Genomic DNA, 24873 nt, shown 5'->3' on the forward strand with positions numbered 1-24873 from the left:
ATGGACCGTCCAGCGCGGTCGATACATGACACTGGAAACGCTGGCGCCAATCTGCGATGATGTCGTGGTCAGCTTGCCTGCAGCGCAGCGCGACTGATCAGCTCGGCCCGCCAGTCAGCACGAGGCCCGCTATGAGCTACACCATCAGCTGGGACACGATCCTTCCGACCTGGGATTCACACTTTCATTCCCTTGTCTTTCAACGCTTCTCTGAGCCGATCTGCATCATATCCCCGATCGCCCAGCATCCACTTCGCCTCCGGCAGGCTGTCGAGCAACGCCTGCGCACCGGTGAAGTCGCTGAGCTGAGCTGCTGTCATGAACAGTCGGATCGGGCAGGCTTTGATGTCGGCGATGGCGTGGAGCTTCGTGTTCATCCCGCCCTTCGTGCGGCCGATCAGGCGTCCACGCCCCCTTTTTGACCCGCAGCCTGAATGCAGTGCAATGCGCTTTCAGATACGTCGCATCGATCATCACGGTTCGAGTGTCGGAATTTTCGGAGACCAGGCCTTCCATGATCCGAGCGAAGACACCCATTCGACTCCAACGATTGTGGAGCGTTTTGGGCGGGCCGTATTCCTTTGGCGCGTCACGCCACCTCAACTCATTGCGATTAATGAAGATAACCCGCCCAACACACGCAGATCATCGACGCGAGGCCGCCCACGGCTTTTCGTAAAATAGGGGCCAATGCGCTTCATCTGCGCCTCGGTCAGCCAGAACAAGTTACTCATCACCTCAAACTCCAGATCGTTCAGATCCAGATTCGACTTCAAAAGTTAATAGGTCCTGAGCCTAGAACCGTGCCCTGATCGCGTCTGCCGCCTGCCTTAGGGCATCGCGGATCATATCCTCGCGTCCGTCCAGCCGCGCGAGTGGAAGGACGACCGACAGCGCGTAGCGTTCGCTCACGGGGAGATCAAGCGTAAGTGCGAACGCACAGACACCAGCGAGATATCGCTGCGCCTCAAAAGCGATCCCGTCGCGACGGATCACGTCAAGCGCCTTGCAAAGTGTCAGGTAATCGCCGGCCTGTGTAATCTCCAGCCCGAGCCGCGCTCGGAGATCGGCCTCCGGTAGCGCAGCTAGAAACGCATGACCCTGCGCAGTAACGGTCAGCGGCAGGACCTCGCCGACCGGCGAGACTACCCTTAACGGCTGGCGCGAGGCGACCTGATCTACCAGCAGCGCCTGATCCGCCCGCAGAACCGAAAGATTGACTGTTTCTCCACAGCATTCGGCAAGCCTTTCCAATTCGGGGCGCGAAAGGCTCTGGACATCATGCTGGTTGGCTGCGGCAAGGCGCGGGAGCGCAGGGCCCAGACAGACCCGTCCGTTAGCAAGGAGTAGCAGGTGTTCTTGAGCCAAATCGGTGATAAGACGATGTACGGTAGAGCGCGGCAGAGCTGCCTCGCGCGCAAGTTCCGAGATGCTCATCCCGCGCGGGGCCCTCTCGAGCACGCGAAAGATCGTCGCGGCCCGTGCGATTACGCCAATCGCCTTGCTCTCACTGGCCTGGGTCATTTCCAGCCCTCCTTCTTGTCGTGAGAGTTATCACGGCAAGAAGAAAGGGCCAATCAATCCCATTGGGCTTAAAGCGAGATATTCATCAGCTTGGCCGCATTGCCCTGCGAAACAGCGAAGCGCTCGTCCTCGCTGATCTCGGCATTATCGATCCACTTGGCCGCGATTTCGGGTTTTTCGAAGGGATAGTCTACCGAGAACAACACGCGATCTCCGCCGATATTATCAAGCGCACAGCGCAGCGCCACGTCGTCGCACACGCCAGACGTCGTCAGCCAAAGATTGTTGCGTAGATACTCGGAGGGCTTCTTTTCAATCTCGAAAGCCGTGTTGGAGATCGGGTAGCGGCTATCTAGACGCCACGGTTGCATGGGAAGCGTCTCACCCATATGCCCAAGAATAACCCGCGCATCGGGAAAGCGGTCAAAGACACCGCTGAAGACCAGTCGAAGCGCATGGGTACAGGTCTCGGCCGCCCAACTCCAGGTCGGCCCCCAAAGCTCGGGATGCCCGGCATAGGCAGCCGACTTGCCTGCGGGATTTCCTGGATGGATATAAATTGGCGCCTTCAGCGCCGCGGCGCGCTCCCAGAACACATCGAAACGGCGATGGTCGAGATATTCGCCATTGGTTTCTCCATTGATCAGCGCGCCCTGAAAGCCGAGATCTGTCATACAACGTTCCAGTTCATCCGCCGCACCTGCCGGATCCTGCAATGCCAGATGGGCAAAACCGCCATAACGTTTTGGCTGTTTCTGGACCTGCGCGGCCAGCCGATCGTTTGCCGATTTCGCAAGTTTTGCTGCTTTGGCGTGATCGGGTTCGATCTGCACCCCTGGCCCCGAGATAGACAACACCGAGTAAGCAATGCCGTTCCGATCCATTGCCTCAAGGCGCCTGTCGCCAAAATCCTCTAGAATAGGGACCACCTTATCGAACAGGTCAGAACGAATATTCTGTTTTGTTTCAGCTAGATATTCCACAAAATCAGGGAAGATAATATGTTCTTCGAGCGCGATCTTCGGCACAGCTTTTTTGGTCGCCGCCTGGCCTTCAGTTTTTGCTGATTGCGCCTTGGCTGCAGCAGGTGCGAGGGCACTTAAGGCTCCCGCGGCAAGGACCGTACGGCGATCGAACTGATTGCGTAACATAAGAATCTCCACGTAATGACCGAATAATGGATATGATGTCCAATTAAAGGACACAGGAAAATTTGGCTATTAACCATTTATCACGTCGATGAGAGTTGATGAGAACGGCGGTCACAAACTCCATTGCGGTAGCGGTGGGATGGTTCTGGGGGCACGGAGTAGACGTTGTCCATTCAGACGAGCAGATCAGGCGACATCACAATAGCGCGCACCACCGGAGAGTTGATCTACCTGCTGAAAACCTGACCATGTAAAGCTGGAGTTTCCTGGCAGTCTTCTCTAGCTGGGCAAGGTGAAGAGGGAATGCCTGTCGCCGTGATATGCCGGAAGATCGGCATCAGTCAGTCGGTATATTTCAATCGGAAGAAAAAGTTCGGTGGTTTGCTGCCTGACGAAATGCAGCGGCTGAAGTTGCTTGAAGACGAGAATGCGCGTCTCAAGATCCTTACAAGCCCGACGCTGGGCTGCGAGAGGGGACGCGGGGAAGGCCACCGGTTCGAGTATACCCGCGAACGGAAGTCATCCGGCGAAAGTTCGCAAGCACCGGAGCGGTCGCGTACACTCGTTCGCGGGATGTGCACAGATTGCGCGCTCTTGATCCGCAAGGCGTGCGGAGCCCCGCGTTTGGACTGATCAAGCGACAATCTCCGTTCCGCCGCACCGATCCGGCAGCGCCAAAGGCGCGCAGCAATGAGAGTTACGAAACGCGTGTCCGGTCGGGGTATCGGCGCTTGCATTTCCTCCTTGATCGCGAAGCTTGGCATCACAGGGTTAAAAGACCCTTCAATGTTTACAAGGCTATGGGCATGCAGTTGCGGAACAAGACACCGGATAGGCGGAGCTCCAGAAAATCGCGCAAGCGCTCTAGGGCAAAAGTCGCGCAGTATTACGGTGGGCGCACACACTCGCGCGCCTACCGCGTTTTTGAGGCCCGCTTCAGCTACAGCGGCGACGATGTCATCCAGATATTGGTAAAGGTCTGCGCAAAAACGGGCCATCCGAAAACGATAAGAGTCGATAAGGGCCGTGACCTCTTTTGCCGAGGCCTCGATCTATGGGCCGATGCAATAACGTCGCGCCGCACTTCTTACGACCGGGAAAGCCAACGGATAACGGCTTCATCTTGCGTCGGGGCCAGTAAAGTCTCCCGGCCTGTTTGCTGATCCCGCCTCGCCTTCAACAACACATTCAGGCCCGAATGCCAGAACGCATATGGGGTCTTGAGCCTTGAAGACACCGGCGAAAAGCTGGAGGCTTGGCGTAGACGCTACAGCGAGGACAGACCACATCGCGCCATCGGATACACAATCCCGAGCGCGCTATACTGTCTCGACGAACCCAGCCGCCCGCCATCATGATCAAAGGTCCGAAACTCCAGCTTCGGGTGGTCCAGAGTTGGTAGGCACAGCTGGGGTCAGGTCAGCCGCTTTTGCGTAGGTTTGGCAGGGACGTCGCATACAATCGCACCGAGCTAAGCACATACTATTTGGCTGTCTTCGAACAGGGGCCGCCCGTCTTTCGCGCAAAACGCGGCGTTCTGTCTATTCTATCAGCGCCCTAACGCCATATGTCTGCCATTACTCGCCGAAACCGAAGATAGACGCTTAACAAATAAGCGTCCGCTCTCCAGTCTCGGGCCATTCCCTGAACGAGTGAAGTACATGTCCCCGCTTTATGACACCACGCAGGTCGCGGCCGCCGAACAGCTCTCTTTCTGGGAGGACGTGGTTCATAAGATCTATGCGCCCTGTGTCGGGACTGCAGCTGACAGGCAAAGTTTTCAGGCGCAACTCCATCTGGCCCAGTTCGGACCGATGGTGATCAGTGATGTCCGCTCCAGTCCAATCACCTATAACCGGCGCCCTGCAGATATTTCTCTCTCATCCAGAGATGATTACCACGCGATCATCATGCTTGCCGGTCGGACCTTTCTCAGACAATCCGGCCGCGAGGTCTGGGCCAATACCGGCGACATCTATCTTTACAGCTCGGCCTATCCCTATCAGCACCATACCGAGACGCCCTATCGGAGTATGGCCCTGCGGATCCCGCGCTCGCTCGCACTGGGGCGGCTGGAACGGGCCGATGACATGAACGGGCGTATTCTCAAGGCCAATAGCCCCTATAACCGCATCGTCACAGCGCTCATCCACGAAGGGATCGCCTTGGCCGCACATGACGATGCCGAAGGACAAATCCAGCGGTTCTCGAGTTCAGTGCTGGATCTGATCGCAGCGGCAATCAGTGCGGGCACCTGCGAAGGGCAGGATCTCAGTTCGCGCGGCCGCAAGCTGATGTTGCGCGTTCAGCGCTATATGCGTGACAATCTCGAAGACCCAGAACTGGGGCTGGCCGATATTGCACAGGCACAGGGTATCTCTACCCGTACGCTCACGCGCATGTTTGCAGATATGGGCACAACACCTATGGCATGGCTGCAATCGCAACGCCTTGCCGTGGCCTATGCGGCGCTGGCGGAAGGACGCGTCGACAATGTCAGCGAAGCCGCGTTCACCTACGGCTTCAACGACAGTTCGTATTTTGGGCGGGCGTTCAAGAAGGTCTATGGCTTCCCGCCCAAGACGCTTCTCGATCAGCAATAGACAGCACCGGACCTTTGTCCCTCTCGTCCTATGCTCTGGCCATCTGGTCCGAGACCCCGTGACAAGGTTCCTCCTAGGCTCGTGATCATGACGCCTGTGTCCGACAGGCGACGCCTTCACGTACCACGAGAACCGATAGCCCCATGACCATCTACGAAAGCCTCAAGGCCGCGCCGTTCAATCTGACCGATGCGCAGGTCGCCGATATCCGCTCCCGCATCGACACCATGCCGCTCGCCGACCGCGTGGCACAGGTCTTCTTCCTGATCCTGCTGGGCGACAAACCGGAAGACTTGGAGCTGGTGCTGAAGATGAAACCTGGCGGGGTGACGCGGTTTTTCAGTGACGATCTGGACCGCGAAACGACCCAGATGCAGCGCATCTTCGACAGCCTGCCCATTCCACCCCTGGTCAGCGCCGATATGGAGGGCAGCCATCTGAGCTTTGCCTTTGGCACCAAGGTGCCCAACCAGATGGCGTTTGCTGCCGTCGACGATCCGGCACTGACCGAATCCTGCTCGGCGCTGATGGCCAGGGAGGGCCGCACGATGGGCGTCACATGGTCGTTCACGCCGGTGATCGACATCAATGCGGCCTTCCGCAGTTCTATCGTGGGATCGCGCTCCTATGGCAGCGATGTCTCGCGGATCGAGCGCCACGCGCTGGCTCATATCGAGGGGCTCCAGAGCAACGGCATCGCCGCTACCGTCAAACACTGGCCCGGTGAAGGCTATGATGACCGCGACCAGCATCTGGTCACCACCCAGAACCCGCTGAGCATCGAGGAATGGCAGGCGAGTTTCGGGCGTCTCTATCGCGCGGCCTTCGATGCGGGCGTGCTGTCGATCATGTCGGCCCATATCGGCTTTCCTGCCTATATGCAGTCCATTGATCCCGATTGCGGCATTGACGCCTATCGTCCCGCCTCGATCAATCCGGCACTGACCACGCGGCTTCTGCGCGAGGAAATGGGCTTTAACGGCATCGTCGTATCGGATGCGACCGAAATGGGCGGGATGAGCGCATGGATCTCGCATCGCGAAATGCCCACCGAAGTGCTGCGCGCGGGCTGTGATGTGATTCTGTTCTCGCTCGACCCCGAGGCGGATATGGCACAGGTGCGCGGCTCGGTTGAAAGCGGCTCGCTGCCCGAAAGCCGGTTGAACGAGGCGGTCGCGCGGGTTCTGGCGCTCAAGACCGTGGTCGGGCTTCTCGATGGCACGCATCGTCCGGTTACTGCCGAAACGGCCCGCGCCCGCCTACGCCAGCCCGAGGATGCAGCGCTTGCCGAGGAAGCCTTCCGCCGTGCCCCCACGCTGGTGAAGGATGTCAACAAGACGCTTCCGGTCTCGCCGCAGACGCATAAGCGCGTCCTGATTATCGAGACCGGCATCCGCAACGCGCTGATGGGCTGGGAGAACAAACCTCTGGACGTCGCCGATATGCTGCGCGCCGAAGGTTTCGAGGTGCAGGTCTATGACAAGGACACATTCGAGGGCCCGACCTATGATCCGGCCAAAACCGATCTTGTGCTCTATCTGATGGCCGATGAATCGCTGAATATGAAGAGCCATATCTATATCGACTGGTTCCGTATGATGGGCGACTTCTTCCGGACCACCGAACGGCCCTGGCACGATATCCCGACGGTCATGGTGGGCTTCGGGCATCCCTATTTCCTCTATGATGCGCCGCGTGTGCCGACCTACGTAAACGCCTATTCCACCCTGCCCGAGATGCAGCAGGCTGTGGTCGACGCGCTGACCGGCAAAACGCCGTTCGTCGCAAGCTCGCCCGTCGATGCGTTCTGCGGACAGGGTCAGGCGCGGTACTGACGCGCCGCCCGACCCCATAAAACAAACCCAACAGGAGAAGACCATGCTGAACTCCCCGCTCAGGGCTGGCCTGCTTGCCGGTGCCGCGCTGACCTGCCTCACGGCTGCCGCCCATGCACAAGATGCCGAAGTCATCCATTTCTGGACCTCCTCCAGCGAGGCCGCCTCGGCGCGGGTGCTTGCCGATGCCTATGACAAAGCGGGCGGCCACTGGATCGATAGCGCGGTGGCGGGCACCGATGCCGCCCGTGCAGCCTTTACCACGCGCGTGCAAGCCGGCAACCCACCCACTGCGATGGTCGCAACATCCGTGCTTGAATATCAGGATATGGCGCGCGCCGGCTATTTCGCCAATCTCGATGATCTGGCGAAAGATCTGGGCTGGAAAGATGTTGTGCCTGAAGCGCTGATGGGGGCTGTCACCGTTGACGGCCATATTTACGGCGCTCCCGTCGGCATGGCGGTGAACAACTTCCTTTGGACCTCGCCCAAGGCACTGGCCGCCATTGGCGAGACCGAGCCTCCCAAGACATGGGACGAATTCTTTGCCGATGGCGACAAGCTGAAGGAAAAGGGTATCATCCCCTATGCCCATCCGGGTAAATGGTACTGGGATCTCAACCTCTTCGGCTTTGTTCTCGCCTCTCTCGATACCGAAGCCTATATGCAGTTCCACAAAGTCGATCCGCAGGTGTTCGACAACCCGAGCTTCACCGAAGCCACAGAGATTTTCGCCCGTCTGCGCGACTATTCCGATCAGGGGGCTGCGGGGCGCGAATGGAACCTCTCGACGCAGCTTGTTATGAAGGGCGATGCGGCCTTCCTCTTCATGGGGAGCTGGGTCAAGGGCGAACTGGATGCGGCAGGCGTGGTGCCGGGCAAAGATATCCTGTGCAGCATCGGCGTGAATGATACCCCCGTCTCGCTGAATGGCGATGCGATGATCTTCCCTGCGATGAATGACAGCAAGACACCCACCGAGGCGCAGGCGTTGCTGGCAAAGACCGTCACCTCGGTTGACACGCAGGTAGCCTTCGCCACCACGAAAGGCGCCCTGCCCATGCGCACGGATGCGCAGATGCCCGATCTTGACATGTGCTCGACCAAGGCGCTTGCGCAGGCCAAAACCGCCGGCAGCGTGCCGGCCTATCCCGCGATGCTCTCGGGCGATGTGGCAGGTAGCATCGGCGATGTCCTCGACAATTTCTGGGTCGACACCGGTGCCAGCGCCGAGGATCTCGCAGCCGAGCTGCAAGACGTCTTCGCCGACTTCCAGTGAGGGTGGGCGCCGCGCGGCTGTCTGGCCGCGCGGCGCTACCGGATCACAAAGGGCTAAAATATGACACGATATTACAGACATATCAGCCGACAGGTCGCGCTGCTGCCGGGGTGGTTCATCCTGATCGGGGCCTATCTCGCGACCATCGTCTGGACGGTGCGGATGTCTTTCACCACCTCGCGCTCTATCCCTGTCAATGATTTTGCGGGGCTCAGCCAGTATCGGCGCCTGTTCAGTTCGAGCCGCTGGACGCAATCTCTCGAGAATATGGTCGTCTACGGAGGGATCTTCATCATCGGCTGTCTGGTGATCGGTTTCCTGCTGGCGGTTCTGCTGGACCAGAAGGTAAAAGGCGAAGGTCTCTTCCGCACGATTTTCCTCTACCCCTATGCGGTCTCCTTCGTGGTGACGGGGCTGGTCTGGCAATGGGTGCTCAACCCGACACTTGGTCTGCAGAAAGCCGTTCAGGATCTAGGGTTCAGCAGTTTCACCTTCGACTGGCTGGTGGACCGCGATCGTGCGATCTATGTGCTTGCGGGCGCCGCGATCTGGCAAGCCTCGGGGCTGGTGATGGCACTGATGCTGGCAGGGCTGCGCGGCGTCGATGGTGATTTGTGGAAAGCCGCCCGCGTGGACGGGGCCTCGGCAAGCCGCTACTACCTGCGCGTAGTATTGCCGCTGATCAGACCCTCAATCGTGTCTTCGACCGTGCTTCTGTCGGTTGCGGTGATCAAATCCTACGATCTCGTTGTCGCCATGACCGGTGGCGGGCCGGGAAATGCCACGGAACTGCCTGCAAAATTCATCATGGATTACCTGTTCGGGCGGTCGAACCTTGGCCTTGCGACAGCGGCCTCGGTCGTTCTGCTGGCCACGATGATCGCAGCCCTTGCACCCGTTCTCTATGTCCAATCCCATCGCGCGCGGAAGGCCAAATCATGAAGGATCTCTATCCGAGCCACGCCGAGGGCCTGCGCCCGAACCGGCTTAACCTGCGGCGGTTGGCACTTTATGGATGCCTTGGTCTGGCGGGGCTGCTGTTTCTCTTTCCGCTTTATGTGATGGTTTCGACCTCGCTGAAAACGCTGCCCGAAATCAGTCAGGGCTCGATCTTCGCCCTGCCCCAGCACCCAAGCCTCGGCGCGTGGAAAACCGCCTGGCAGAGCGCGTGTACTGGGCTCAGCTGTCACGGGCTACAGGGCGGGTTCGTCAACTCCGTCTTCATCCTCGTGCCTTCGGTGGCACTGCCTGTCATGCTGGGGGCGATCACCGGATACGCGCTGTCTTTCTGGCGTCCCAAAGGCGGAAAGCTCCTGTTTGGCGGGCTGCTTCTGGGCCTGTTCGTGCCCTATCAGGTCTTCATCTATCCGCTGGTGCGTGTGCTCTCAACGGTGGGGCTTTATGGCAATCTGGGCGGCATCGTAGCCGTGCATACCATCTTCGCGATGCCGATCATGCTGCTGTTGTTCCGCAACTATTACGCCAGCCTGCCAATGGACCTGTTCAAGGCCGCAAGGGTCGATGGCGGCGGGTTCTGGGCCATTTTCTGGCGTGTGGTGTTGCCGATGTCGACGCCGATCATCATTGTCGCGGTCATCTTGCAGGTAACAGGCGTATGGAACGACTTCCTCTTCGGCCTCATCTTCGCAGGGGCGGACAACCTGCCGATGACCGTGCAGCTCAACAATATCGTCAATAGCGCGAGGGGCGCACAGGAATATAACGTCCATATGGCCGCAACAATCCTCACGGCCATTGTCCCGCTGTTCGTCTATTTCGTCTCCGGACGCTGGTTCGTGCGCGGCATCGCCGCAGGCGCTGTCAAAGGATAATCCGCAAATGTCTCAAGTCTCGATCAAAAACCTCGATATCGCCTTTGGCTCACATAAGGTTATCCGTAATCTCGACCTCCATATCCAACCCGGAGAATTTCTCGTGCTGCTGGGAGCGTCCGGTTGCGGAAAATCCACGCTGCTGAACGCGGTGGCGGGCCTCACTGATGTGGCCGGCGGCCAGATCTGGATCGGGGATCGCAATGTGACATGGGCCGAACCCAAGGATCGCGGGATCGGCATGGTGTTCCAATCCTACGCCCTCTATCCGCGGATGACGGTCGAACAGAACATGTCCTTCGGGCTGGAGATGGCGCGCCTGCCCAAACCCGAAATCCGCGAACGCGTGGCGCGCGCGGCCGAGATGCTGCAGCTCAAACCGCTGATGCAGCGCCGTCCCGCAGAGCTGTCGGGCGGCCAGCGCCAGCGTGTGGCTATCGGGCGGGCCTTGGTGCGCGATGCCGATGTCTACCTCTTCGACGAACCGCTTTCCAACCTCGATGCGAAGCTGCGCACCGAACTGCGTGTCGAACTCAAGAAACTCCATGCCCGGCTCGGAACGACCATGATCTATGTGACCCATGATCAGGTCGAGGCCCTGACGCTGGCGAACCGGATTGCCGTTATGCAAGGCGGGGTGATCCAGCAACTCGATGCCCCCGACGAGATTTATCGCAGGCCGGTCAATAAATTCGTGGCGGGTTTTGTCGGCTCTCCGGGGATGAATTTCATCGAGGGAGAATTACTGGTCCGCGATGGCAAGATCGACCTGAAAACGGCAAAAGGCACGCTTGATCTGACCCGCTATCCGTTCATGGAACCGCCACAAAACGGCCATAAGGTGACGTTGGGCCTGCGCCCCGAACATTTGCAACCCGAGCCCGAAGAGGGCTATTGCCCCGCAACAATGACGATCTCGGTGCATGAGAGCATGGGAGCCGATGCGCTTCTATGGGCGGAACTTTCAGGGGCGACCGTGTCGGTCAAACTGCCCTCCGACTGGTCGCCCGTGCCGGTTTCCGGCGAGCGGGTAACGATGTGGTATGACGCCGCGCGTCTTTCGGTCTTCGATGCCAAAACGGAGGAACGCCTCTGATCCATTGCCCGCGACCGCAGCCCAGAGTTCCGGCAAACACCTGCTTTTACCAAAGCAAACAGCACAACCCATACCCGCCTATCCACCGCGACATGCACTGACCGAGCCGAGTTTGTAAACTCGGTCAGGCTTGCGCTAGGCCCGTCTGCACCGTGGCCTCGAACCCTGATAACAAGAAAGGAAATCAGATGCATAATATCAAGATGACCCCCGCCTCCCTGGCTCGGGGCAAGCATAACCGCAATGGCCGCGACCATGCCTTCGAGACCATTGATCCTTCGCGCACGGCGCATATCATCGTCGATCTCCAGAACGGATTCATGGAAGAAGGCGCCGTCTCCGAGGTGCCTGTCGCGCGAGACATCGTCCCCAATGTCAATGACCTCTCGCGAGCGGTCCGCGCGGCGGGCGGCGTCAATATTTTCCTGCGCTATACCTATGATCCCGATGAGAAAAAGCAGTGGAATAGCTGGTATGGGTCGATGCTTGGCACGCCATTCTCCGAAGGTCTGAAAAAAGGCTTCACCGCGGGCGAACATGATCACGCTCTATGGCCGGGTCTCGATGTCGCCGAGGGCGAGGCGATCCTCGACAAGACCCGCTTCAGCGGGTTCATCCAAGGCACCTGCGATCTGCAGAGGGTTCTGGAGGATCTCGATATAGACACGGTTCTGATTACCGGCACCGTCACCAATTGTTGTTCCGAGGCAACGGCCCGTGACGCCCATCAGCTGAGCTATAAGGTGATCTTCATCTCTGACGGTAATGCGGCGCTGAATGATGACGAGCATAACGGCAGCTTGGACAGTCTCTATCCGGTCTATGCCGATATCCGCAGCACGAAAGAGGTCGTGGGGCTTTTACAGGCGGGAGCGGAAAGCCGCGCGGCCGCTGAATGAACCCGATCTGTCACGCCTGCATATAAAACAGGGGCGCCAATTGGGCGCCCCTTGCCATTAGTCCGATAAAAGCGGCAGCTCTGCCAGCATGTCGCGCAGGTTCATCACGTCCCACGGCAGGTGCTCGGCAATACCCAGCCCCACAATCTCGACCTCTCCCGCCACATCGCGCAGCAGCCGCACCACTTGCGCAAGGCTCATGCGGCCCTGCGGCGTGTCTGCCCATTCGGCATTGTCACTACCGGGTTTGTTAAACAGCAGCGAGCGGAACCCCTTCGGGTCGAGCACATCCAGATCCAGATGGATCGCAACATGTTTCTTCCCGCTCTGACGGAGCCAGTCCAATACCGGCGCGCTGGTTTCAGCCAGCTGATCCGGCCCGATAAACGGTATCCCCCAATCCGTCAGGCGCTCACGCTCGAGCGGGCTCATCTCGTCCATACCGGCATAAACCACTTGTGCAGGCTCAACCTTGCGTGCCGCGATATCCGCCAGATCCTGATCGCCCTGCCCCATCAACGCACCGAGCACCATCGCATGGGCACGCTCGAACTCGGCGGGCGTCATGATATCGGGATGGCTATCGACCCAGAGGATCGCCAGATCACCCTCGTATTTCTCGTTGAGATAGGCAAAGGGCGCCAGATCCACGCCGCAATCCCCGCCGAATACAACCAGACGGTCGGGCGCATGGGCATCAATCAGCACGCGGGCGGATCTGGCCTGCGCGAGCACGCGGCTTTTGGCGAGAATTCCATCCTCGAGCGGCAAAGGATCGGCGCTCGGCGGATCGACGGGCACTTCGACCATCGGTGTGTCGGAGGGTGGTGCCAGCCATGCCAGCAACTCGGCTCCGAAATGATAGGCAGGCAGATTGCCGCCCTGCCATTGCGCCATCTTCAGGCGTAACGTTTTGGGGGCGGGGGACGTTTGGGGCGCGGGTGTCGGGGAATGCGGCATCTATATCTCCAATCGGTGTTCGGACCTTTGATAAAGCGCGGACACCTGATGCGACCGGACGAGATTGCCCGAAAACGGGAGCATTTTGCCAAGATCATGGCCGCGTGGCAGCCAGAGACCAAGGCTGGCAAGAGAATCCCGCAATCTGGCAACAGGGTACGGGCGCAGCGCCACGCCAGTTGCTAGCCATAGGGGAACGGCCCGATCTCGAAAGGGGCCGCATAGCAAATAGACACCCAACACCGAGGACAGCCAATGTATTCTGTCGCAATGATTTTCCGCCGCAAACCCGGCATGTCGCTGGAGGAATTTCAGGCGTATTACCGTGACCGTCATGGCCCGCTGATGCTGGAACATATCACCAATCGCGGCCTGATTTCTTACGAGCATTTCCCTGCCGCCAGTGCCAGCGCGGGTGCGCGCTATGTGACCGAGGGCGATCTCGAATATGACGCCATTTCGATCTACAGCTTCGAGACAGAGCAACAGGCCGAGGAATGCTGGGCTATCCCCGAGGTGATGGCAGACAGCGCGAAATTCATCGATTTCGAAACGATGATCTCTCTGCCGCTCTCGCGCCGCGCGGTTTTCCCCAAAGCCAACTGAATAACAAAAGGGGCAAAAGCCCCGTAAACGCTCTTCCAACAGGAGACATCATGAATTTCAAGACCCTGACACAGCGCGCGGGCGCGGTGGCCGCTGCCCTTCTTGTGGCCGGTGCGGCGCATGCCGCCAATCTCAACTCCGATAAGGTCGGCACCGAAGCCGATTTCGAGGATGTCACGAAATTCTGTGGCACCAAGCCCATCAAAGTGGCGCTCTCGGTCGGTTTCATGAATGCCAACCGGCAGATGAAATTCGAGGAACTCAAGGACGAGGCCGCGAAATGCCCCAACATCACCGAGGTCGGTCTGGCCGATGGTCAGGGCAACCCCGAAAAAGAACTGGCCAATATCCGCTCGCTCGCGGCGCAAGGCTTTGACATCATCCTGCTTGGCCCGCCGGATGCAGGCCCCGCCGCTATCCCCGCCATGCGCGATGCGATGCGCATGGGCTCTGTCGTGATCCCGATCGAGGTGGGCGTGAACTTCCCCGGCAAGATCGGCACCGATTACACCACCATCGTCACCCCAAATCAGGAACAGATGGCCAGCGTTTATGCGCAATTCCTCGTCGACCAGCTGCACGGCAAAGGGAATGTAATCGTCTGGGGTGGCTCGCCGGGGGCACCGCAAACCACCGCACAGGAACCGGGCTGGAAAAAGGTCTTTGCCGATAATCCGGGTATCAATGTTCTGGAGGGACCGGTTGTCTCGGGCTGGGATCCGGCACAATACCAGAAAGTGACCACCGCGCTTCTGGCCAAATATCCCGAGATTGATGGCATGTATTCGGATTATGGCGTGGGCGTTCTGGGCTCGCTGCGGGCCTTCAAGGCCGCTGGTCGTCCGATGCCGCCCGTCACGGGGCTTGATGCCAACGGCGCGCAATGCTTCTATACCGAGAACAAGCCCAATGAGCCGAAACTCGAAATGGGTCTGACCAGCTCCTGGACCTGGATCTTCCGCCTTGCCCTGCGTAAAGGTCTTGCGGCGGTGAATGATATCGACAGCGAAGAGCCCAGCATCGTCAATGTGGATCTTCTGGTCGATAGCACCTCCGACAATCCCGAAATCCACCCAGTCTGTGACCCTGATCTTCCGGCAGATGTCTCGCTGCGCTCCTCGCTTCTGTCGAAAGAGCAGCTGATCGCAATCTTCAAATAAAACATAGCGCGGCGGGAGGAAACTTCCGCCGCCACGCCCGTCGGGCCTGCATACGGGCCCGCCTGTTTCTACCCATTTGCAAGACGAGACACCCGATGCCCGCACCCGACCCCTATCATCAAGGGGCCTCCCTTCAGGCCGCCCCCGACCCCACGCCGCAAACCGGAGCCGCGCTGCGCCAGACTTTACGGGAAAGCACCGGAACGCTGGCTTTCCGTGCAGCCCTCGGTGTCGTGCTTCTCGTGGCACTGGCGCTTGTTCTGGCACCGCGGGCCGTGTCGGCGGGCTCCCTTTTCGCGATGGCGCCTTTTATCGGGGTGCTGGGTGTTGCCGCGATCGGCCAGTATCTGGTCATCCAGCAACGCGGCTTCGACCTTTCGGTGGCAGGCACCATTTCTGTCGCGGCCGTCATGATGACCGCCCTGCCCGCAAGCGATGCAGGGCTCGGGGCGACATTGGGCTATGTGGCGCTGACACTGATCTGCGGCGCGCTGATCGGGCTGGTCAATGGTGCGCTCGTCACCTTTGTGCGGGTGCCGCCGCTGATTGTCACCATCGGCACCAATTCCCTGCTGGTCGGTCTCGTCTACTGGATGACAGGCGGCTCGATCAGCTCGGCCCCCTCAGCGCTTGTGCAGATCGCCAGCGCACGGGTCGGTCTGGTCTCCGTGCTATTTCTGGCATTTCTGGTGCTCGGGGCCGCCCTCGCTTGGGGCATTTCGCGCACCCGTCCAGGCCGCCAGTTCCTCATGTCTGCTGTTAGCGCCGATGCCGCGCGCGCCTTGGGCATTCCCGTAAGCCTGTGCACGCTGGGGGCCTATACTACGGCAGGGCTTCTCTTCGCGCTGGCCGGTGTAATGCTGGCAGGGCTTGCTGTTACGCCCACGCTCCTGTCGGGTAATCCCTATATGCTCACCACGGTCGCCGCCGTTATTGTGGGCGGCAGCCCGCTCAACGGTGATCGCGGCAGCGTGCTGGCGACGATGATCGGGGCGGTATTCCTTGTCCTGCTGGACCAGATCGTCGTGTCGCTGGGTTTTGATTATGCCATCCAGTCCATCGTGCAGGCGGCCATCATTCTGGCAGGCGTGACCCTGCCGCAGCTGATCCGGCATATCCGGAACCGGCCGCAACCGCGCCCCAAAGATCCGGCCTCGCGACCGAAGGCGGCGGTGTCCAATAGACCCGCCGTGCTGGAGCTGCGCGACATCCATAAACATTTCGGCAAGACCATAGCCCTAGACGGCGTCGATCTTTCGGTGTCGCCGGGCGAGGTCCATGCCGTGATCGGTGAAAACGGCGCGGGCAAATCCACGCTGATCTCGGTGGCCTGCGGGGTTTTGCCGGTGACGCTGGGCGAGGTCGTCATCAATGGCCAACGCATGCAGGGCGCAGATCCCGACCGCTTCCGGGCTGCCGGGATTGCCGTGGCCTTCCAGCACCCGCCACTGCCGCCGCATCTGAGCGTGCTTGAATGTCTGTCACTGGCCGATCCCTCGCTCAAAGGGGCACAAGGAGCCGCCCGCGTGCGTGCGCTGATCGCACAGGTAACCACGGGCGCTCTGGCTGCGGACCCCCATGCGCGCATCTCGGACCTGACCATCGGCCAGCGCCATGTCGTCGAAATCGCGCGGGCGCTGGCCTCCGATCCGCGCATCATCGTGCTGGACGAGCCGACCGAACCTTTCAAGGAAGAAGATGTCCGCCAGCTTTTTGCGCTGATCCGGCGTCTGCGGGAGCGTGGCGTGGCCATCGTCTATATCTCGCACCGTCTCGACGAGGTGGAAGAGATCGCCGACCGGATTTCCGTGCTGCGTGATGGCGCACTGATCGCCACCCGCCCGCGTGACGCGTTCACCCGCGCCGATATCGTATCGATGATTGTGGGCCGCCCTGTGGGACAGGTCTATCCGCCGAAAGCGGGGGCGCAGGGAGAGGCACCTCTGCTCGAGCTGCGCGATTTCTCGGGGCAAGGGTTCAATGATATCAACCTCACCCTGCGTCCGGGCGAAATTCTGGGCCTTGCGGGCGTCGAGGGTCAGGGCCAGCGCGATGTGATGCGTGCCTTGGCGGGACTTGCGCCCCATAGTGGAACCGTCACCCTGCACGGTGAAGCCCTCGAATGGCAAAGCCGCGCTGCCGCCCGCGAGGCAGGCGTGGCCTATGTGCCTGACGACCGCCACAAAGAGGGGCTCTTCATGTCGATGAGCATCGCCGAGAACCTTGGCGCGGGTGTCAACGGCGAAGGGCTGCGCATTGACCGGCTGTCAGAACGCAGCCAGATTGCCGAGCGCACGACAGATCTTCGGATCAAGGCGCCCTCTCATGGCGTGACCATCAATGCCCTTTCGGGTGGCAACCAGCAAAAGGTGCTGATCGGGCGCGAGATCCTTGGCTCCCCGCGCATCTTCCTCGCGGACGAGCCCACAAAAGGCGTCGATATCGGCTCGAAAAGCGATATCTACCACAAGCTGCGGGCGCTTGCCGCGCAGGGTGTGGCCGTGATCGTGGCCTCGTCGGACGGGGTAGAGCTTGAGGGGCTGTGCGACCATGTGGCAATCATGGCGCGGGGCGAGGTTGCGGCCGAGCTTTCGGGCGATCACGTCAATGACGCCGAGATTACCGCAGCCAACCTGACCGCCGGTGGCCGCCGCGAAACCGAAAGCCCAGCCACAGGCGAGCGCAGCATGCTGCGTGGCCTTCTGGACAGCAAATGGTTTGCCATCGGCATCCTGACGCTGGCCTGCGCGCTGATCGTGCAATCGGCGGTCTCGGTAAACAGCCGCTTCCTGTCGCCCTATAACCTCGACAATGTGCAGATCCAGATGGCAACGCTGGCCTTGATCGCCTTTGGCCAGCTCTTCCTGATCCTGCAAGGCGAGATCGATTTTTCGGTCGGGCCGATGGCGGGGTTCGTCGTGGTGCTGTCGTCGTTCTGGATCCCGGACGGCATCTCGGGCACGCAGCTTGTGTTTACCGTCATTGGCATTCTGGCCATCACCACCGCAATGGGCTTTTTGCAAGGCTTGATCACGTTGGTGCTGGGAATTCCCTCGATCATCGTCACATTGGCAGCCTTCTTCGCGTTGCAGGGGCTCTCGCTCTATCTGCGCCCGGTGCCGGGCGGGATCATCGATGCCAAGTTGATTGACGGTGCATTGATGCGTTTAGGTCCGGTCACACTGGCCGCCATTGTGGCCGTGATGCTGGCAGTCGGGCTGGAGCTGGTGCTCATGCGCACAGCCTTCGGCAAGAAGCTGCGGGCATTGGGTTCGGACGGATCATCGGCGGCCAAACTCGGCGCCAAACGCAAGGTTCTGCTACCGGCAGCCTTTGCCCTCAACGGGTTTCTGGTCGGGTTGGCGGGGCTTATTCTGGCCGCGACCGTGGGGGTAGGCTCGGGAACAACCGGCGCCAATTATTCTCTGATGGCCATTACCGCAGTGGTGCTGGGAGGGGCCGTGATCAGCGGTGGTATGGGATCTTTCATCGCCACGATCTTCGGCGCATTGCTGATCCAGCTGACCTTCTCGGCCACGACTTTCATGCAGGTCGGCACCGAATGGCAATACTGGCTGGTCGGTCTGGTGACTCTCTTTGCGGCAAGCCTCTTCGCGCTCGGTCGCCGGACTGGCTAATTTATGCCGGAAATTTACGCTTATAGCCTATATTTCCGGCAGATTATGCTCGGCTTCTCGGGGGAGATAGGGTGCACGCCCCATCTTCCCCAAGATGACATTCACCTAACAGCTATTTGAAGAAATACTCGGTCCAAACCAAGTTGCTATCGCGAGGGTCAATGAGCGCTCTTTTTGACACCAGCCAGATCGAGACACAGAACCGTTTCGCCTATTGGAACGATCTCGTCTTCAAGAATTATGCCCCGTGTATGGGGCGTGCACCCAAAGACGAGGAATTCAGCGCGACTTTAGAAGCCCTACCTTTCGGGCAGATGATGATCTCACGCGTGGCGTCGAGCCCGATCACCTATGAGCGCCGCCTGAGCGATGTGCGCTATGATCCGCGCGATGATTTCTTTGCCGTGGCAATGCTGTCGGGGCGCACGATGCTGGTGCAAAACGGCCACGAGACATGGGCCCGACCGGGGGACATCTACCTCTACAGCTCCGCCCGCCCCTATCAGCACCATTCCGATGCCGATTACCGCTGCGTCTCGTTGCGCATTCCCCGCGCGCTGGCACAGGCACGCCTGACCCAGCTGGACGACATCACGGGTCGCGTCCTCAAGGGCGACACGCCTTATGGGCGTATCCTGTCCTCGTTGATTGTCGAAGCCTCCGAGATCTCGGCGCAGGGTGACCGCGAGCAAGCCCTGCAAGGCTTCTCGACCTCGGTACTGGACATGATGACCGCAGCCATAGGTGCAAGCTTTGGCGCAGAAAGTTGCGGCTCTCGCAACCAGCGGCTTCTGAGCCGCATCCAGCATTACATGCGTGACAATCTTGCCGATAGCGGCTTGGGCCTCGCCGAAATCGCCACTGCCCAGAATGTCTCGATGCGCACCTTGGCGCGGCTGTTCACCGAAGCGGGCACAACGCCTATGGCATGGCTGCAGAGCCAGCGTCTGGCCTGTGCCTATGCCGCACTCAATGAACGCCGCGTCGAAAGCGTCTCCGAGGCCGCCTTTGCCTATGGTTTCAATGACAGCTCCTATTTCGGCAAGGCGTTCAAGAAGACCTACGGGATCACGCCCAAGACGCTGCTCGAGCGGAACTGATCTGGCAAGATGCTCCTGCAATCGGGCAGGCTCGTCTGCTGTGCGAGCTGCAGATTTGCGCCAGGCTGCGACGCAGGTCCCGCGGATGCGGGATGTCACGCAGACCGAAAGGACATCACTCTTGGCGCTCAAAGATCTCCTGACCAGCAAACTCGGCTTTGGGGCCGCGCCCTTGGGCAATATGTTCCGCGCAATCCCCGAAGACGAAGCCATGGAGACCGTCGAAGCCGCATGGGCCGACGGGATCCGCTATTTCGACAATGCGCCCATGTATGGTGCGGGACTGGCGGAGATCCGTATGGGGCAGGCCCTCAAGGACAAGCCGCGCGATGACTATGTTCTGAGCACCAAGGTCGGGCGGGTCGTGCTCGACGAGATGGCCGAGCCGAACGATAATCCGGTCTTCGCGCATGGGCGCAAAAACAGGGTCATCAGCGATTACAGCCACGATGCGCTCGATCGAAGACAGCCTCGCACGACTGCAGACCGACCGGCTCGACATCGTCTGGGTGCATGATGTGGCGCAAGATTTCTGGGGCGACGACTGGATCAGCGTGTTCGATCAGGCCCGCAAAGGCGCCTTCGTGACGCTGGATCGATTACGAGATGAAGGGGTGATCAAGGCTTGGGGTCTTGGCGTGAACCGCGTCGAAGCGGTGGAGTTGCTGCTCTCGCTCGACGGACCGCGCCCCGACGGCTCGCTCTTGGCGGGACGCTATACCCTACTGGACCATAGTCGCGCGCTTGAACGGCTGATGCCGGAAGTGAGTGCTCAGGGGTTGGGGATCGTGGTTGGCGGGCCTTACAGTTCGGGCGCGCTGGTTGGCGGACCCAATTTCGAATATGCCCCCATCACGCCCCCGATGCAGGCGCGGATTGATGCGATACGGGCCATTGCCGAGGCACATGGCGTGTCGATGAAGGCGGCAGGCTTACAATTCTCGCTGGCCAATCCGGCGGTCAGCGCCGTCATTCCCGGCGCAAGCCGCCCCTCGCGGATTGCCGAAGATACAGCCGCCCTGCGCGAGACCATCCCCGCAGCCTTCTGGGCCGATCTGCGTGCGGCAGAGCTGGTCCACACCAAAGCCCCCCTTCCCGCCTGACACGGAAAGCCCCGTCCGGACAGCGTCGTCCGGACGGGAGGCCGGGGAGAGTGATTTTCAGAACGCCGCGCGTAACGCGCGAAGCCCCTGCGAGAGCACGCCAACATCCGAACCCACCTCTTTAGCGGAGCAAGGCCAATTATGGCCTACCTCTCCCAACGTGCCCTCGAAGCCTTCCAAATTGTCCTCGAATGCGGCTCCGTCTCGGGAGCGGCCGAAATCATGAATGTCTCGCAACCCGCCGTTAGCCGGTTGATCCGCGATCTTGAGGAGCGCACGGGCCTGCGGCTCTTCACCCGCTTCGGTGGCAAAATCGTGCCCACGCCCGAGGCCCATGAGCTGGCGATCGAGGTAAACCGCTCTTTCGTGGGACTTACCGCAATCGAGAAAAGCGCGCGCGATATTCGGCTGGGGCGGCGCTCGACCGTCTCGATTGCCGCGATGCCGGCACTGGCGCATTCGATCCTTGCCGATACGTTGGCCGATCTCCTGCCCCATCAGCCCGATTTCCGCGTGACATTGAACTCGATGCAGACCCACAATGTCATCAGGCAGGTCGCCAGCCGCCAGTGTCAGCTTGGATTTACCGCCCCTACCCGCCATGCCCACGACATCGATCTGATCCGTAATGTTCACCTGCCCTATGTCTGCCTGATGCCTGCAGGCTACCCCCTCGCCGCCTGCGACGTAATCCGGTTCGAGGATTTTGTTGGCCACGCGGTGATCGGATATCACGACACGACCGCCACCGGCGTGATGATGGAGCGCGCCTTCAGCCAGATGAATACTCCGCCCGAAGTGGTGGTGCGCTCACATCTGGCGACACTGGCCTCGCAGTTGGTGCAGCGCGGTCTAGGGGTCTCGGTGGCCGACCCCTGCACCGGACGGCTGCACGCGGCTGCGGGCGGGGTGACACGACCATTCGAGGCACGGGCCAGCTTCGGCTTCTCTATCATTCGCCCGCGCGGCACGCTTCTGGGCCGCGATCTGGACGCGTTCGACCGCCAGCTCGCAACCTATATGTCCGCCACCTGCACGGAGATGGATACGCCTCTGGCCTTGCCGCCCTGAAGCGGTCTAGGTTTTGGGATAGTTTATCCCGAATGATGGAGGACTAGTTCAGGAGGGCAAGACCAAGCTCGGTCCGGGATCAGCTATTCCTTCCGTTGATGCACGATCCTCCCACCAGCACCTACGCAGTATATCCATAATCGCGCATTGCTGTATCCGCCGAGATCAGCCCTGCCTCCAGATCGTGCCGGATATCATTGGCCGACCGCTCCGAAGGAGCGCCGAACCCGCCGCCGGATGGTGAGATATGACGGAAAATATCTCCTTTCTTCAATGGGTAGGGCTCGGTTACCAACACGGGTAGCTCGATCATTTCTTCCCATTGGATCAGATGGCTGACCGGACCAGTGCCCTTTTGCCTGCCATAAAGCCCGTGTGGCCGGTAATCGCGTTTATCCGAGCGTAGCGACATAAGCCCCTCAGTTTCGCCAAGATATTCATATTCGCGAATAAAGGAATTTCCACCCCGATGGCGCCCCGCCCCACCGGTATCCGGCACAATACCGTATCGGCGAATGCGCAGGGGATAGGTGGATTCGATCATCTCGATCGGGACGTTGGCCTGATTAGCCCCCATATGCGGCACCCCCACCTGACCGTCATGGGTAGAAGAGGCCCCCCAAGTCCCCATGACCGTCTCGGTGAAGACGAAGGCCCGCCCCTCAATTTCGCCCGCGAATGTCGGCACGGTCGAGCCGCCCATCCCGTCGGCGGTGACACGGTCGGGAATGGCCTGAGCGAGCGCACCGAACATTGCATCAATCACCCGGTAGCCCGTGATCCCGCGGGCCCCACAGGGCGCGGGATGGACCGAGTTGACCACCGTCCCTTTGGGCGCGGTGACCGTCACGACCCGCTCGAACCCGTGACAATTGGGAATCTCCGACTGCATTACCGAGCGCAACGCGGTATAGACCGAGGCTTTGGTGAAAGGCAGCGGCGTATTCACGCCGCCCTGCACCTGTAAGGAAGACCCCGCGAAATCCACCGAGATCGTGTCATCGGCAATCGTCACCGCAAGCTGGATCACGATCGGCTCCGGGTTTGCGCCCAACCCGTCCATATGGTCGGTGAAATGAAATGTGCCATTGGGCAGGTCGCGGATCTCGGCGCGGCCAATGCGTTCGGCATAGTCATGCAGCTCCTCGGCACACTCCAGAACGGTCTCGATACCGTAGCGGGCCACCAGATCACCAAAGGATTTCCGCCCTGCACGGCTGGCCGCCATCTGGGCGCGCAGATCGCCATAGACCATCTCGGGCACGCGGACATTCAGCCCGATGATCTCCCAGATCGCAGCGTTGATCCCGCCACGGTCATAGAGTTTGAGGAAGGGCAGACGCAGCCCCTCCTGATATATCTCGGTAGCCCCAAGGGCGTTCGAGCCAGGCACAATGCCACCTACATCGGCATGGTGCGCAAGCGTCGTCGTCCAAGCCACGACTTTCCCGCCATGGAAGATCGGCTCGATGATATAGATATCGGGAAGGTGCTGCCCCGCCGCCGCATAGGGGTCATTGCCAATAAACACGTCCCCTTCATGGATATCGCTATCGAAGTGCCGCATCAAAAACTGCATAGCATCAAAGAAACTACCCAGATGCATCGGCGTGGTCACACCTTGCGCCAGTGTCTGGCCCTGCGCATCACAGATCGCGGTGGAGTAATCCATACTGTCGCGCACGATGGGCGAATAGGCCGCGCGCATGAGCATCAGGGCCATTTCGTCGGCGGGTCTGCCCCACTTGAGTGGTCCGGTTTGAAAGTTAGTGCATCGTGGGCCTTTGGTCTACTGGCACGATGCTTTCTGGTGCTGGTGGGCGATATCCCAAAGAGCTATGCGTGCGCAGCGTGTTGTAATGCTGGCGCCAGCGTTCGATCAGGATCTGGGCTTCTTTAAGCGAATAAAACACCTCCTCATCAAGCAATTCGTCGCGAAGCCTAGCATTGAAGCTCTCCACATACCCTTCGTCGGGAAAACAGTCCCCCGGCCTGTTTTCTGATCCTCCTCAGTCCCAGGGCGAACCCGGCTCGATATAGGCCGTTTTGGCACCCACCGCCTCGATCCAGTTGCGCAGCTTGGTGGCAATGAATTCAGGGCCGTTATCGGACCGAATGAACTCGGGCGGGCCTCGAAGGATAAACAGATCAGTCAGCGCGTCGATGACGTCGACTGAGTTGAGCTTGCGTTTGACACGTATCACCAGCACCGTCCCTAGGTGAATTCATCGACGATATTGAGTATGCGGTAAGCCCGCCCGTCCGCGGTCCGGTCCTGCACAAAATCATAGGACCAGACATGGTTCGGACGCTCCGCCCGCAGCCGGACGCAAGAGCCATCCGCCAGCCAGAGCCGCCCGCATTTCTTCTGCTTTTACGGGACTTTAAGCCCTTCGCGTCGCCAAATTCGTTCGACCCGCTTATGGTTGGCGTGATCCGCCCGCCTGAACCAGTGCGTATTGTCATGATATCGCCCATATTGCCGTGCCAGTTCAATGATGTCAGCGGTCAGCAGGGCTTCGTCCTGACGACCGAGCGGGATCGTGCGTTGGGTCGACCGGTGCTGCCCAAGCGCCTGACAGGCTCGGCGTTCGGAGATGCCGAGCGCCGAGCGGACATGGTCGATGCACTGACGACGATCGTGTCCCAACTGATGGTGTAGCTCATAGCGGGCCGAGCTGATCAGTCGCGCTGCGCTGCAGGCAAGCTGCCCACGACATCATCGCAGATTGGCGCCAGCGTTTCCAGTGCCATGTATCGACCGCGCTGGACGGTCCATTCCTCGGTCTGCTCCATCAGGATGGCCCCAACGAGGCGGCGGATCGAAGCCTCATTAGGAAAGATCCCGACCACGTCCGTACGGCGCTTGATCTCGCCGTTTAGGCGCTCCATCGGATTTGTGCTGTGTAGCTTCGTTCGATGCTGCTGGGGAAAGGTCATGTAGGCCAGCACATCCTCCTCGGCGCCGTCCATGAGGGTCGCCAGCTTTGGCAGTTTCGGACGCATCTGATCAGCG

20 protein-coding genes and 3 pseudogenes are annotated in these 24873 nt (G+C 60.0%); 16 read left to right on the forward strand and 7 right to left on the reverse strand.

What is annotated here, in order from left to right:
- Positions 1-179: 179 nt before the first annotated feature.
- From VSX56_RS18385 to VSX56_RS18395, 3 genes and pseudogenes are all read right to left on the reverse strand, one after another.
- Positions 180-734, reverse strand: a pseudogene (locus VSX56_RS18385) (IS5 family transposase); the annotation flags it as partial.
- A gap of 61 nt (positions 735-795) precedes the next feature.
- Complete coding sequence (locus VSX56_RS18390) at positions 796-1524, reverse strand: IclR family transcriptional regulator (protein WP_350939064.1); 729 nt, start codon at positions 1522-1524, stop codon at positions 796-798.
- 68 nt (positions 1525-1592) lie between these two features.
- Entirely contained in the window at positions 1593-2675 is a 1083-nt protein-coding gene (locus VSX56_RS18395; protein WP_339114678.1) for an amidohydrolase family protein, read from the reverse strand.
- A gap of 303 nt (positions 2676-2978) precedes the next feature.
- Here VSX56_RS18395 and VSX56_RS20835 point away from each other — a divergent pair, with 303 nt between their 5' ends.
- From VSX56_RS20835 to VSX56_RS18435, 9 genes and pseudogenes are all read left to right on the forward strand, one after another.
- Complete coding sequence (locus VSX56_RS20835) at positions 2979-3308, forward strand: transposase (RefSeq protein WP_434096054.1); 330 nt, start codon at positions 2979-2981, stop codon at positions 3306-3308.
- 554 nt (positions 3309-3862) lie between these two features.
- Positions 3863-4033, forward strand: a pseudogene (locus VSX56_RS20840) (integrase core domain-containing protein); the annotation flags it as partial.
- A 303-nt stretch (positions 4034-4336) separates the two neighbouring features.
- Complete coding sequence (locus VSX56_RS18405) at positions 4337-5278, forward strand: AraC-like ligand-binding domain-containing protein (RefSeq protein WP_339114679.1); 942 nt, start codon at positions 4337-4339, stop codon at positions 5276-5278.
- A gap of 143 nt (positions 5279-5421) precedes the next feature.
- Entirely contained in the window at positions 5422-7113 is a 1692-nt protein-coding gene (locus tag VSX56_RS18410) for a glycoside hydrolase family 3 protein (RefSeq protein ID WP_350939065.1), read from the forward strand.
- A 43-nt stretch (positions 7114-7156) separates the two neighbouring features.
- Positions 7157-8392, forward strand: coding sequence for an ABC transporter substrate-binding protein (locus VSX56_RS18415; protein WP_339114681.1), 1236 nt, complete (start codon positions 7157-7159; stop codon positions 8390-8392).
- Positions 8393-8452: 60 nt separating this feature from the next.
- Entirely contained in the window at positions 8453-9334 is an 882-nt protein-coding gene (locus tag VSX56_RS18420) for a carbohydrate ABC transporter permease (RefSeq protein WP_339114682.1), read from the forward strand.
- Positions 9331-10224, forward strand: coding sequence for a carbohydrate ABC transporter permease (locus VSX56_RS18425; protein WP_339114683.1), 894 nt, complete (start codon positions 9331-9333; stop codon positions 10222-10224). The genes VSX56_RS18420 and VSX56_RS18425 overlap by 4 nt, the downstream gene beginning before the upstream one ends.
- Positions 10225-10231: 7 nt before the next feature.
- Positions 10232-11320 carry an ABC transporter ATP-binding protein gene (locus tag VSX56_RS18430; protein WP_339114684.1) on the forward strand — a complete coding sequence of 363 codons (1089 nt, stop codon included), beginning with the start codon at positions 10232-10234 and terminating at the stop codon, positions 11318-11320.
- A 188-nt stretch (positions 11321-11508) separates the two neighbouring features.
- The gene (locus tag VSX56_RS18435) at positions 11509-12219 is read left to right on the forward strand and encodes a cysteine hydrolase family protein (RefSeq protein WP_339114685.1); all 711 of its coding nucleotides are present in this window, start codon (positions 11509-11511) and stop codon (positions 12217-12219) included.
- A gap of 57 nt (positions 12220-12276) precedes the next feature.
- Here the strand turns inward: VSX56_RS18435 and VSX56_RS18440 are convergent, their stop codons facing one another.
- Positions 12277-13179 (reverse strand): arginase family protein, encoded by a 903-nt coding sequence (locus VSX56_RS18440; protein ID WP_339114686.1) that lies wholly within the window; start codon positions 13177-13179, stop codon positions 12277-12279.
- Between the two features lie 255 nt (positions 13180-13434).
- On the opposite strand from VSX56_RS18440, the gene VSX56_RS18445 reads away from it, so the two are divergent.
- From VSX56_RS18445 to VSX56_RS18475, 7 genes are all read left to right on the forward strand, one after another.
- On the forward strand, positions 13435-13785 hold the full coding sequence (locus VSX56_RS18445) for an EthD domain-containing protein (RefSeq protein ID WP_339114687.1): 351 nt from the start codon (positions 13435-13437) through the stop codon (positions 13783-13785).
- 50 nt (positions 13786-13835) lie between these two features.
- Positions 13836-14945: a substrate-binding domain-containing protein gene (locus VSX56_RS18450; protein WP_350939066.1), complete on the forward strand. Its 1110-nt coding sequence runs from the start codon at positions 13836-13838 to the stop codon at positions 14943-14945.
- Positions 14946-15040: 95 nt separating this feature from the next.
- Positions 15041-18583 (forward strand): ATP-binding cassette domain-containing protein, encoded by a 3543-nt coding sequence (locus VSX56_RS18455; RefSeq protein ID WP_350939067.1) that lies wholly within the window; start codon positions 15041-15043, stop codon positions 18581-18583.
- Positions 18584-18744: 161 nt separating this feature from the next.
- Positions 18745-19683: an AraC-like ligand-binding domain-containing protein gene (locus tag VSX56_RS18460; RefSeq protein WP_349295431.1), complete on the forward strand. Its 939-nt coding sequence runs from the start codon at positions 18745-18747 to the stop codon at positions 19681-19683.
- A gap of 121 nt (positions 19684-19804) precedes the next feature.
- Positions 19805-20200, forward strand: a complete 396-nt coding sequence (locus tag VSX56_RS18465; RefSeq protein ID WP_350939068.1) for an aldo/keto reductase — start codon at positions 19805-19807, stop codon at positions 20198-20200.
- A complete protein-coding gene (locus VSX56_RS18470; RefSeq protein ID WP_350939069.1) occupies positions 20133-20786 on the forward strand; it encodes an aldo/keto reductase in 654 nt (217 codons plus the stop codon). The genes VSX56_RS18465 and VSX56_RS18470 overlap by 68 nt, the downstream gene beginning before the upstream one ends.
- Before the next feature lie 141 nt (positions 20787-20927).
- Positions 20928-21857: a LysR substrate-binding domain-containing protein gene (locus VSX56_RS18475; protein WP_350939070.1), complete on the forward strand. Its 930-nt coding sequence runs from the start codon at positions 20928-20930 to the stop codon at positions 21855-21857.
- A 121-nt stretch (positions 21858-21978) separates the two neighbouring features.
- Here the strand turns inward: VSX56_RS18475 and VSX56_RS18480 are convergent, their stop codons facing one another.
- From VSX56_RS18480 to VSX56_RS18490, 3 genes and pseudogenes are all read right to left on the reverse strand, one after another.
- Positions 21979-23580 (reverse strand): hydantoinase B/oxoprolinase family protein, encoded by a 1602-nt coding sequence (locus tag VSX56_RS18480; protein WP_350939071.1) that lies wholly within the window; start codon positions 23578-23580, stop codon positions 21979-21981.
- 43 nt (positions 23581-23623) lie between these two features.
- Positions 23624-24495 (reverse strand): annotated as a pseudogene (locus VSX56_RS18485) (integrase core domain-containing protein); the annotation flags it as partial.
- Positions 24496-24539: 44 nt separating this feature from the next.
- The coding region (locus VSX56_RS18490) for a transposase (protein ID WP_350937877.1) at positions 24540-24873 on the reverse strand (334 nt) is incomplete at its 5' end.

This window comes from Thioclava kandeliae, assembly GCF_040297545.1.
Taxonomy (GTDB): Bacteria; Pseudomonadota; Alphaproteobacteria; order Rhodobacterales; family Rhodobacteraceae; genus Thioclava; species Thioclava kandeliae.